Consider the following 11,865-nt stretch of genomic DNA (forward strand, 5'->3'; position numbering starts at 1 on the left):
AATCAGGATGAGAAAAATGAAAAAAATAATATTAAAAAGTCTAGTGGTAGCTATGATGGGCCTAAGTGGTCAGGTATCTGCATTAACCTCATTGGAAGACCAAGAGCTCTCAGAAGTCAATGGGCAGGCTTTATTGTCAATGGAGGTTCAGTCTGGATTTAACCAGATGGATAATCTAGGAGCTACTTATGACCAGAGTAATATCTCATTTTATAAATTAGGCTTGGAAGCCGAGATGGAAATTAATGCCAATATAAAAAAGCTACAACTCGGGTGTGGCGGTGTTAATGGTGCAACCGGCTGTGATATTGATATTGATCATATTGCCTTAAGTGGTAATCCTACGAATGGCGCGGATCGTGCCGCGACTTCAGCTCTGATTACTAATCCATTTGTACAATTTGCCATAAAAAATCCAAATCAGGCATCTACACGTGAAGTTTTAGGTTTCCGTTTAAGTGCGGAAAAGATTTCAGGTCTATTGACAATGGGGACAGAAAATAGTGCTACACCAAATGGTATTAACAGTTTCAGTGGTTATATGAAAACAAAATCTTCATCAGGAGTTGCAACAACCGCTCCTCGTGTCATGGATTATGCTGCAACTGGAATGAATATTGAGGGCACGGTAAAAGGCACTATATTAGGTCAACCATTACCTCTGGATTTACATTACACATCTAGCAATTATGCTTTCCAGTTAAATTCTACAACAGCACCTTTTACTATTCCTGCTACTATAGTGTCAGGAACAAGAATGAAAGAAGTTGTACTAAAAGGGACAGGGACAGTAGGTCGTATTGATTTTAAAGGACCATTAAAAGCAGAATTATTGGATGGAGCATTAAAATTAGATAAAGATATTACAGGCTACTTAACCGGGCTACAGACAGACATTACCGTTAAACAAAATCTCGGACTTATTCATGCTTTATATTTAAATAATCCAGCTTCACTCTCCTTGCAATCCCAAAGCATTTTATGGCCTGGTGCAGCAGTCGCGGCAAAACAAGGGTGGTGGCTGGCAATGGAAGATGAAGTGGATTTAGGAAGTATTTCACCTTCATATAGTGTGCCAATTTCAGATGCTGTTTTAAAGCAAACTATTGCAGGAATTAACCATGATTTAACCACTAATGTGCGAGATTGTGGAAGTCTGGTTTTTGGTTGTGTGCTAGGAAGTGCACTTGATGTAAAGGAAATTAAAAATCCTGCGCTACTTGATTTCCCTCTTACTAATTTAACTTTACAAGGCCAGAACTTTAAACCGAACTGCTTTGGTGGACACAAATTCTGCTAAGTTTAGTTATAAAAAATCCCGCATTACGCGGGATTTTTTATAAGAAAGCAAAATTATTTAGCAATTTTTGCCAATAATTCTTCTTTCGAGATATTTACTGATTCAGCATCACGGCGGCCTTTATATTCAAACGTCCCCGCATCTAAACCTTTTTCACCAATCACAATACGATGTGGAATACCTGTAAGCTCAAGATCAGAGAATTTCACGCCCGGACGTTCGTTACGGTCATCAAGTAATACATCAAAACCTGCAGCTTGTAATTCAGCATAGAGTGCTTCCGCAGCTTCCATAGTTCGTGGAGATTTGTGTGCATTCATCGGTACAATGGCAACTTCAAATGGTGCAATGGCAGTTGGCCAGATAATGCCTTTCTCATCAAAGTTCTGCTCGATTGCAGAAGCCACCACACGCGTCACGCCAATACCATAACAACCCATAGTCACAGTGAATGGTTTGCCATCTTCACCCAAGACTTTACAGCCCAAAGCTTCAGAATATTTTTGACCCAACTGGAAGATATGACCCACTTCAATACCACGTTTGATTTGAAGCGTACCTTTACCATCTGGAGATGGGTCGCCTTCAACCACGTTACGTAGGTCATAAACTTCAGTGAACTGCGCATCACGTTCCCAGTTTACACCTGTTGCGTGTTGATCTGCTGCATTTGCACCTGCAACAAAGTCAGACAATACGGATGCTGCAAGATCAACAATAACGCTTACACCTTTTTCGACCAGACCTTGAGGACCGACAAAGCCAGCATTTAAGCCAAGGGCTTGCAGTTGTTCTTCAGTAGCAAATGTTAAAGGTGCAGCAATTAAAGGATGTTTTTCAGCTTTAATTTCATTCAGTTCGTGATCGCCACGAAGGAATAAAGCAACCACAGGTGCATCTTGACCTTCTTCAGTCGCAACACCTTGAACCAATAAGGCTTTTACTGAATGAGCAGGGTTCGTACCCAAGAATGCTGATACATCTGCAATGGTTTTTTGATTTGGTGTATCTACCAGTTTGAGTTCTTGTGTAGGTGCCGCACGTTCACCGACAAGTACTGCTTCTGCCATTTCAATATTGGCTGCATAGTCAGATTCAGTCGAAAATGCGATATCATCTTCACCGCTTGAAGCCAGTACGTGGAATTCGTGAGAACCTGAACCACCGATTGAACCGGTATCTGCTTGAACCGGACGGAAATCTAAACCAAGACGGTTGAAGATTTTGCAATAGGCTGCATACATGTCGTCGTAGGTTTGTTGCAGTGATTCCTGGTTGGCATGGAAAGAGTAGGCATCTTTCATGATGAATTCACGTGAACGCATTACGCCAAAACGGGGACGAATTTCGTCACGGAATTTGGTTTGTACCTGGTAGAAGTTTGCAGGCAATTGCTTGTAGCTTTTTAATTCGTTACGTGCAAGGTCAGTGATCACTTCTTCATGCGTCGGACCCAGAACAAATGGGTTGCCATGGCGGTCGTTGAAGCGTAAAAGTTCAGGGCCGTATTGTACATAACGACCTGATTCTTCCCACAAAGATGCAGGTTGAGTCACCGGCATATAGACTTGAAGTGAACCGACTTTGTCCATTTCTTCGCGAACGATCGCTTCAACTTTATTTAATACGCGAACGCCCATCGGCAACCAGGTGTATAGACCTGAAGCCAACTTACGAATCATACCGGCACGAAGCATCAGCTGATGGGAAATAACCTCAGCATCGTTCGGGGTTTCTCTTAACGTTGCAAATAAAAAGCGACTCGCGCGCATGGAAACTGTCCTAAAAAATTAAGCGTTAAAGCAGGGATTATACAATAAAAAATGAGGTGAGCATTTGGGAATGTCACCTCATTGTGTTGCATTAAATTATGCCATGATTTTACGTGCCTGACGCAGCATAAAATTCTTAAAGTCATCCAGGTAGGTAAAGATCACCGGCACCACCACCAAGGTCAGCAGGGTAGAGGTAATCACGCCACCAATCACCGCATGCGCCATCGGTGCACTTTGTTCGCCACCTTCACCTAGCCCTAGGGAAAGTGGCACCATGCCCATGACCATCGCGCTGGTAGTCATCAGAATAGGACGCAAACGGGTTTTACCAGCGGCAATAATCGCATCATAGCGGTTTTCACCGCGATCCATGGCTTTCTTGATAAAGTCGATCAGCAGAATCGCATTCTTGGTTACCAATCCCATCAGCATAATAATGCCGATAATCGAGAACAGGTTCATGGTTGAGTTAAACAGGAACAAGGCCAGAAACACGCCAATCAGTGACAATGGCAGTGAGGCCATAATTGCTGCAGGATGGATAAAGCTATTGAACTGTGAACCGAGCACAATATAGATAAAGACAATCGACAGGGTAATCGCAGTCAGTGCATAACCTGCGGATTCTGCCATGTCGGCATTGGAGCCTTGAGTGTCGAAACTATAACCCGGTGGCATATCGAAATTTTCTTGCAAGCGGCTGATATCCGTCCCGATGTCGCCTGCAGGACGTCCTGAGGTATTGGCCTCGACCAGAACTTCACGTGCCAGATCACGCCGGTTAATTTGTGAGGCACCGAGTTTTTCTTCAAATTTGGCCACGCTCGAAAGCGGAATCAGAATCGGTTGATTGTTGGCATCGGTTTTATTCGAGGTGATATACATGTTCTGTAAGTCGCTAGGCAAGCTGCGCTGGTCTTCAGTCAGGCGCAGATTCACATCATAGGTTTCACCTTTTTCATCCTGCCAGGTCGTGACATCATCACCGGCAATCAGCGGACGCACCACATTGGCAATCTGATTGACCGATAAACCTAAATCACTGGCCAAGACACGATTGATCTGTACATCGAGGGTCGGCTTGGGTTCTTTTAATGAAGTTTCCAGATCGACAATGCCATTAATCTTCGCCATTTCCGTCATAAAGCGATCAGAAATTTTTTGTAGTTGATCCAGATCTGGGCCTTTGATCGAAATCATGATTGGCTTCTGACCGCCTGAAACGGTTTCATCGGCGGATGCCACCGAGGTAATGCTGATTCCAGCCACCGATTGCAGACGCTGGCGGAATTCATTATTTAGCTCATTCAGGGTCTTTTCACGTTCGGTACGCGGCGTCACGGTCACCCGTAAACTGACATGGTTTTTACCGCGGTCGGTTGCGCCATTAATCACCCCATAGGTGGCTTTGACATCCGGATGCTGACGAATAATCTGATCCACCTGCTGCAGTTTGGCTTGTGAATATTCAAGCGATGAATCGACCGGTGTTTCAAACTTGATCCGGATTTCGCCTTTATCCGGGACCGGTACAAATTCGGTACCAATCAGCTTGGATAAACCCAGAGCACCAAATAATGAAGCGACCGCAATCAGCAGGGTAATAAGTCTAAAACGTAAGGCCAGTTTTAATAATTTTTCATAGACATGGCTTAGATTGTCCAGTTTGCCAGAGATCCAGCTAAAGAAACGTTTCACCCGACTTGGTTTTTTGTTTGGATCTTTTTTCTTTTCTGCCCAGTGTGCAGAGAGCATCGGGTCCAGAGTAAAGCTGACAAACATCGAGATCAGAACGGCCATACTTACCGTGACCCCGAACTGGTAGAAGAAACGGCCAATAATTCCGCCCATAAAGGCCACAGGCAGGAATACGGCAACAATGGTCAGTGTCGTGGCCAGCACGGCTAAGCCAATTTCTTTGGTGCCATCGAGCGCGGCAGTGACATGATCTTTGCCCATATCGGCATGCCGGACAATATTTTCTCGGACTACAATCGCATCATCGATCAACAGACCAATACTCAAGGACAGCGCCAGCAAAGTCATCATATTGATGCTAAAGCCAAAGGCCCAGATAAAGGTCAGCGTGCCCAAGAGTGCAATGGGCAGAGTCAAACCGGTAATCACAGTTGAACGGAAAGAACCCAGAAAAAGTAGGACTATCAGCACGGCCAGTACCGCACCTTCAATAATGGTGCGGGCTACATCGCCAATGGTGCCGCGGATACTTTTGGAGGAATCTACCACTACTTGTAAAGTAGTGCCTTGTGGAAGCTGCGCCTCAATACTTTCTAAAGTTGCGTAGCTCTTGTCTACTACTTCGATGACGTTTGCATCTGAACTACGCAAAATATCAATCGCTACTGCAGTTTTGCCATTCAGAAAAGCTGCGGATTCCAGCTCTGCCTGACTGTCTTGAATATTAGCCACTTGTCTGAGGAAAATTGGTATGCCATTTTTATTGGCAATGACCAGATCGCCAAAAGCAAGGGGATGCAGCACTTTGGAATTGATTTCAATGACCAGTTCCGAATTACCCGATTTAAGCGTCCCCCCCGGGACTTCAATATTTTCGGCCTTTAAGGTATTGATCACGCTATCTACACCAATGCCAAAGGCTTGCAGTTTTTGCGGTTCCACCTGAATCCGAATCTGGCGCTGCGCATCACCAAGCAGATTGACCGTTCCCACCCCAGGGACTGTGCGCAGTTGTGGCACAATCCGCTGATCCAGATAAGAACTGAGCGCTTTTACATCCATATTGTCGGATTCAAATACGATCGACATCACCGCATTCGCCGTCGGGTCATAACGTTCGACAATCGGCTCCTGAATCTCATCACGAAATTCAGCAGTTACAGAAGCGATTTTATCCCGCACGTCCTGAGCTGCTGTGGTAGATGTCACATCCAGATTAAATTCAGTGGTGATGATGGACAGGCCTTCACTGGACTGGGAAATGACCTGTTTTAAACCGGAAATGGTATTGATCTGATCTTCAAGTTTTTTGGTAATTTCCGATTCAACCGTTTCCGGAGAAGCACCCGGATAGTTGGTATAAATCACCACAAAAGGGAAATCGACATCAGGGAATTCTTCAACGCCCATCCGCTGCCATGAAGCCAGCCCCAGCACCATCAGGCAGAACATCATCATGATGGTAAAAACCGGATACTTCACACTAATTCGGGTAAACCACATATCAATGATCCTGTGTGAATGGCTTTAGTTGGCGCGAAGGGTGACAGTTTTTTGCAGATCAGCTTCGCTAAACTTCACCCGGCTGACCTGATCACCATTTTCCAGTCCTTGAACCACAGCAATGTTATCGCTATAACGCTGTTCCAAAACCTGTATGTTGACCTTGATAATTTTATTCTGGCGAATTACCCAGACATAAGGTTTATTCTGAATGTCTTGAACAGTATCTAATGGAATCAGCTGGCCAGAAATCTGTTGTGGACTCAGAATGTTGCCTTCGACAAAGGAGCCGATACTTAGCGAGGGAATGGTTTCATTCGGCGTGGCAAAGAATTCGATCTGACGACTGGCCTGATCTGCAATTGGGGAAATCCGGCTAATTACGGCAGTGAGCCGATTTGGATTACCTTGAATGTTGTATTCGACCTGACTGCCCAGTCTTAAACCTGATTGCAGATCACTAGGTACGCGTGCTTGAATTTCCAGCCGTTTCGGATCGACAATTTCAAACAGGGTTTGTCCAATGGCAACGGTTTGACCCGGTTCAACCTGACGTTGCGTAATCACGCCACTGATCGGACTGGTCATGGTGCCATCACGATCGGCTTTCTGGGCAATATCGACATTGGCTTGCTGGGCGCGGACATTTTCAAGCTGGGCCTGATAATCGACCTGACTTTGTTCATATTCTACTTTTGAAATAAACCCCTGATCGAGCAGACGCTTTTTACGCTGCATCATGTTGTGCGCCTGATTGGCTTGCGCTTGAGTTGAGGCCAGATTCGCACGCGCCTGTGCCAGACGAGCTGCATTGTCCTGATTATTCAGGCGTACCAGCACCTGTCCTTTAGAAACCGTTTGACCTACCTGCGCGTTTACGCTGGTAGCAGTAGCAGAGACCTGTGCTTGTATGCTGCTTTGATTGACTGCACGAATAGTGCCGGTGAATGCAGTTTTTTGAACTGAATTGCCAGATTGAACTGCAACTAGATCTTGAGGAATGACTTCAATGGATTTGGGTGTTTCTGCTTGCTGTACGGGTTCATTTTTATCACAAGCCACTAAAAACATATTTAAGCAAAGTGCACTCATGATCAGGATAGAGCGCGGGGAAGGCATATTTAAATCATGAGAATGCGGTGCAGTTTGCATATGAGTCCTTTTAGCGTGCTATGGATCAAAACCACGGCCAGCTATTTGTATTTATTCAAGTGCTTTTAAACGGGCGATAATTTTGTCGTATTCTGCTTCCAGATTTCGATAGCGACTTTGTAAAGATTGAATATTTTCTTTCTGGGAAACGAGATTTTTCTGGTTATTGTCTAATGTTGTTTTCAGGTGTGCCGGTGGGGTTTTACCTTTACGTAAATATTCACGTTCCTGACGCACAAACATGACCCGATCTTTTTGCAGTTGCTTCATTTGTTCTTGCTGGAAATCAATCTGTTTTTTTAACTGCACCAGGCTGTCATTCTTTTTCTGTAAAGCGGTCTGGCTATTATTATAAGCGCGCTTGAGTTTATGGTCTTCGGCAATCCGCTGCGCCTGTTGGGCACGTTGTGGCGCTTGCCTGATATCCGCTTCGGCATTATAAGGACGCGCTCGCTTAATGACCTGCATATTCTGGTCAAGTGCTTCATAGCCATAACGGATATGATTGGGTGTGACGTTAGTACTGATATTGGCCACACCTTTGCTGTCATAATAACGATACCAGGTGGCTTTTTGTGGGAGTTGGTTGCTACTCGCACACGTTAAGCTCACCTGTAACAATAGCAGCGCAACAACAATGAATTGACCAGTCATTTTATTTTTATCAATGACAGCAAGTTTTCTTAAAAACTGACTCATCATTGGCTCCCCGAATTTAAAGTTGACTAAATTACTTATTTTAAAGTAATAATCTTGTTATATTAGACTTAAATTTATCAATAAAAAACTACCGTTAGTCAAAAAAAAACCAATAACGATAAGAAAATGTGAAGCTGTTATTAAAAATAAATGATTTTGTCTACTTGTGTAGAAAATGTTCATTGATAATACAAGTGACTTTATGTTAAAAATGTTTATCGATCGTAATAAAATAATCCTATGAGCCTTATGGCATATAGTTTCTAAAATGGGAAGGGTTAAACAAATGGACGATAAATTCCAAAATCTAAAAATTATGGTTATTGATGACTCAAAGACCATTCGTCGTACTGCGGAAACTCTTCTTCAACGCGAAGGTTATGAGGTCATTACTGCAGTAGACGGTTTTGAGGCTTTGTCAAAAATTGCCGAAGCAAATCCAGATATCGTTTTTGTAGATATTATGATGCCGCGCCTGGATGGTTACCAAACCTGCGCCTTAATCAAAAACTCTCAGAATTACCAGAATATTCCTGTGATTATGCTATCGAGTAAAGATGGCTTATTTGATCAGGCCAAAGGTCGTGTCGTGGGTTCAGATGAATACCTGACCAAACCTTTTAGTAAAGATGAATTGCTAAATGCAATCCGTAACCATATTAGTGCTTAATATTTGATTTTTTTGGGGAATTGGCATGGCACGTATCCTAATTGTGGATGACTCACCGACAGAAACTTTTCGCTTTAGAGAGATTCTTTCTAAACATGGCTTTGAGGTGATTGAAGCAGCCAATGGCGCAGATGGCGTCACCATGGCACAGGCAGAATTGCCGGACCTAGTTCTGATGGATGTGGTTATGCCGGGTGTGAATGGTTTTCAGGCAACCCGTCAGATTGCACGTGGTGCAACGACCAAACATATTCCAATCGTGATTGTCAGTACCAAGGATCAGGCCACTGACCGTGTATGGGGCAAGCGTCAAGGCGCAGCGGATTATCTAACAAAACCAGTCGATGAAAAACAATTAATAGATGTAATTAAGCAGCACCTCAATGCAGGATAAGCTCTATGGCAGCAAATGGATTTATCGAATTGCTTCGCATTGCGAAACGGGGGAATAAAAACTACGTTTCCAATGGCAATGAAGTTAACCGATGGTCGGGCATTGCTTTTGAGATGATGGGGCAATATTTTGTTGCCCCGCTGGGGGAAGTATCAGAAGTGATTTATCCCCCAGAATATACGCCGGTACCCAAGACGCAAGCATGGGTGTTGGGTCTGGCGAATATCCGGGGAAGACTGTTATCGGTTTCTGATCTGACGCAGTACGTATCAGGGCAAAGCAGTCAATTTTCACCGACTCAAAAAGTATTATGTATCAACCATAATGACCAGTATGTGGGTTTGGTCGTAGATCAAGTTTTGGGTATACAACATTTCAATAAGAAAAGTTTCTTTTCGAAGAAATCTGAATTGGATAAAAACTTACAAGAATATTGTCAGGGGTTTTTCCATCAGCACAACCAGCAGTGGCATGTGTTTTTATTCAGTCGTCTGTTGCAAAATCCAAAATTTATGAACGCATCTATAAAATTTATAAATTAAATGTCGCGCTCGAAAGTAAGCAAGGCGTCAACCGGGGAGAGGCTGCATGGGCTTTAAACTTAAAAAGAAAAATACAGGTGAGAGCACTGGCCGCAAAGGCGGTAATGCTTTTTTAGCTAAGATTCAAACGCAAGTAGATCAGTTATCACGTGTCTTCGGTGATAGTGAGAAATCAAAACCGCTGATCTATGGAGCAGCAGGCTGTCTTTTAGCCGCACTGATCACTTTATTGTATCTTTTTTATAGTGTTCCACGTACCAATGAACTCACTCAAAGTCTGGGTGATTTGCGTCTCCTCTCGCAAACGATTTCGCGCCAAGCGACTGAAGCGACAGCTTCGGGTACGCCTGAGGCCATGAAGAACCTGACTGATTCGCAAAAAGCTTTTGCTGAAAACCTTGAGACAGTTAAAAGTATTCACTCTAACAATGATGCTTTGCAAGCTGTTGATAAACAGTGGACAGAGGTATCCAGCAGTATTGATCTGATTACCTCGCAACAAAAGATTATTAACCAGTTATACGACACCAACATCGCGATTGGTGAAGCGATTCCGGGGATTCAGGCGGAATATAACTTGATGGTCGACCAGATGGCACGTCAAGATATGCCATCGAACCAGGTGGTTATTGCCAAAAACCAGGTATTCATTGCAGAACGTATCTTACGTTCAATCAGTTTGGTACTGACAGGTAATGATGGTTCACGTGAATCTGCGGATGACTTCAGTGCCGATACCGAAACTTTTGGTTCTTATCTGAATGCACAGTTAAATGGTTCTGCTGAACTGGGTGTACAGCGTATTGCTGATCCAACCCTGCGTGAATCTCTGGAAGGCATCAAGGCTGAATATGATGACGTACTGGAATCTGCATCAGCGATTATTCTGAAAAACTCTACACAGATCGTAAAAGTTCGTCAGGCAGCCGCATCTATTTTTTCTCAATCTGATGTGCTTTTGGACAACCTGAATAAATTATCGGGTAACTCAGGTCTTAAAACGGTTGTTCCGGCAGTCCTTCTGATCGCATTATTAGTCGGTTTCTTGCTGTGTGTATTCAAGTTACTTTCTCTGCGTGGCTTGTCGGATAAGCAGCGTGTAGGCCGTTTACAAGAAGAATATGACCGTAACCAGAATGCGATTTTACGTTTACTGGATGAGATCGCCGATCTTGCAGACGGTGACTTGCGTTCATATGCAACAGTATCTGAAGACTTTACTGGTGCAATTGCCGACTCGATTAACTTTGCGATTGACCAGTTACGTGACCTGGTATCGCGTATTACTGAAACTTCACAAGAAGTTGCGCAATATACTGCAACTACACAAAGCATTACCAACCAGTTAGCTGAAGCATCTGAGCATCAGGCACAAGAAATTGCTGGTGCTTCTGCAGCGATTAACGAAATGGCACTGTCGATTGACCAGGTATCTGCCAACGCCGATGAATCAGCGGTGGTAGCAGAGCGTTCAGTACAAATTGCTGCAAACGGTGCGGATGTCGTACATCGCTCGATTGAGGGTATGGACACGATTCGTGAACAGATTCAGGAAACTTCAAAACGTATTAAACGTTTGGGTGAATCTTCTCAGGAAATTGGTAACATCGTAGCCTTGATTAACGATATTGCTGACCAGACGAACATCCTGGCATTAAACGCAGCAATTCAGGCATCGATGGCCGGTGAAGCAGGTCGTGGTTTCGCGGTCGTAGCCGATGAAGTACAGCGTCTTGCGGAACGTTCAGCTTCTGCAACGAAGCAGATTGAAGGCCTGGTAAAAACCATTCAAACGGATACGAACGAAGCCGTTATTTCGATGGAACAAACTACATCGGAAGTTGTACGTGGTGCGAACTTGTCTAAAGATGCCGGTGTAGCACTAGATGAGATTCAAACAGTATCGAACAACCTTGCGAAACTGATTGCGAACATTTCTGATGCTGCGAAACTGCAGTCAGCATCTGCAGGTCATATTGCGACCACGATGAATGTCGTACAGGAAATTACCTCGCAAACCACCAGTGCAACCTTCGATACAGCACGTTCGGTATCTGAACTGGCAAACATGGCCGATGCATTACGTGAATCTGTATCTGACTTTAAACTACCAGAATAAAGTCAGACATGAG

At 44.0% G+C, this 11,865-nt stretch carries 9 protein-coding genes; 5 read left to right on the forward strand and 4 right to left on the reverse strand.

The genetic code is table 11. The annotated features are described in order from the left end of the window. The first annotated feature begins 16 nt into the window (after positions 1-16). Complete coding sequence (locus NI470_RS10860; protein WP_005106243.1) at positions 17-1,300, forward strand: hypothetical protein; 1,284 nt, start codon at positions 17-19, stop codon at positions 1,298-1,300. A 53-nt stretch (positions 1,301-1,353) separates the two neighbouring features. On the opposite strand, the gene NI470_RS10865 is transcribed toward NI470_RS10860, so the two are convergent. The 4 genes from NI470_RS10865 to NI470_RS10880 form a co-directional block, all read right to left on the reverse strand. Further along, the gene (locus tag NI470_RS10865) at positions 1,354-3,072 is read right to left on the reverse strand and encodes a proline--tRNA ligase (RefSeq protein ID WP_253148393.1); all 1,719 of its coding nucleotides are present in this window, start codon (positions 3,070-3,072) and stop codon (positions 1,354-1,356) included. Positions 3,073-3,168: 96 nt separating this feature from the next. Next, entirely contained in the window at positions 3,169-6,276 is a 3,108-nt protein-coding gene (locus NI470_RS10870; RefSeq protein ID WP_253148392.1) for an efflux RND transporter permease subunit, read from the reverse strand. A gap of 24 nt (positions 6,277-6,300) precedes the next feature. Beyond that, the gene (locus tag NI470_RS10875) at positions 6,301-7,428 is read right to left on the reverse strand and encodes an efflux RND transporter periplasmic adaptor subunit (protein ID WP_253148391.1); all 1,128 of its coding nucleotides are present in this window, start codon (positions 7,426-7,428) and stop codon (positions 6,301-6,303) included. 51 nt (positions 7,429-7,479) lie between these two features. Beyond that, positions 7,480-8,127: a hypothetical protein gene (locus NI470_RS10880; RefSeq protein WP_004732001.1), complete on the reverse strand. Its 648-nt coding sequence runs from the start codon at positions 8,125-8,127 to the stop codon at positions 7,480-7,482. 286 nt (positions 8,128-8,413) lie between these two features. On the opposite strand from NI470_RS10880, the gene pilG reads away from it, so the two are divergent. The 4 genes from pilG to NI470_RS10900 are packed head-to-tail and all read left to right on the forward strand — an operon-like array spanning position 8,414 to position 11,852. Further along, positions 8,414-8,797, forward strand: a complete 384-nt coding sequence (gene pilG, locus NI470_RS10885; protein ID WP_004280711.1) for a twitching motility response regulator PilG — start codon at positions 8,414-8,416, stop codon at positions 8,795-8,797. A 25-nt stretch (positions 8,798-8,822) separates the two neighbouring features. Continuing rightward, positions 8,823-9,191 carry a response regulator gene (locus NI470_RS10890; protein WP_004280710.1) on the forward strand — a complete coding sequence of 123 codons (369 nt, stop codon included), beginning with the start codon at positions 8,823-8,825 and terminating at the stop codon, positions 9,189-9,191. Positions 9,192-9,196: 5 nt separating this feature from the next. Next, positions 9,197-9,733: a chemotaxis protein CheW gene (locus tag NI470_RS10895; protein ID WP_004280709.1), complete on the forward strand. Its 537-nt coding sequence runs from the start codon at positions 9,197-9,199 to the stop codon at positions 9,731-9,733. Between the two features lie 46 nt (positions 9,734-9,779). Further along, a complete protein-coding gene (locus tag NI470_RS10900) occupies positions 9,780-11,852 on the forward strand; it encodes a methyl-accepting chemotaxis protein (RefSeq protein WP_005106253.1) in 2,073 nt (690 codons plus the stop codon). Positions 11,853-11,865 lie beyond the last annotated feature (13 nt).

It is taken from the genome of Acinetobacter lwoffii (assembly GCF_024129115.1).
In the GTDB taxonomy this organism is placed as follows: Bacteria; Pseudomonadota; Gammaproteobacteria; order Pseudomonadales; family Moraxellaceae; genus Acinetobacter; species Acinetobacter lwoffii_T.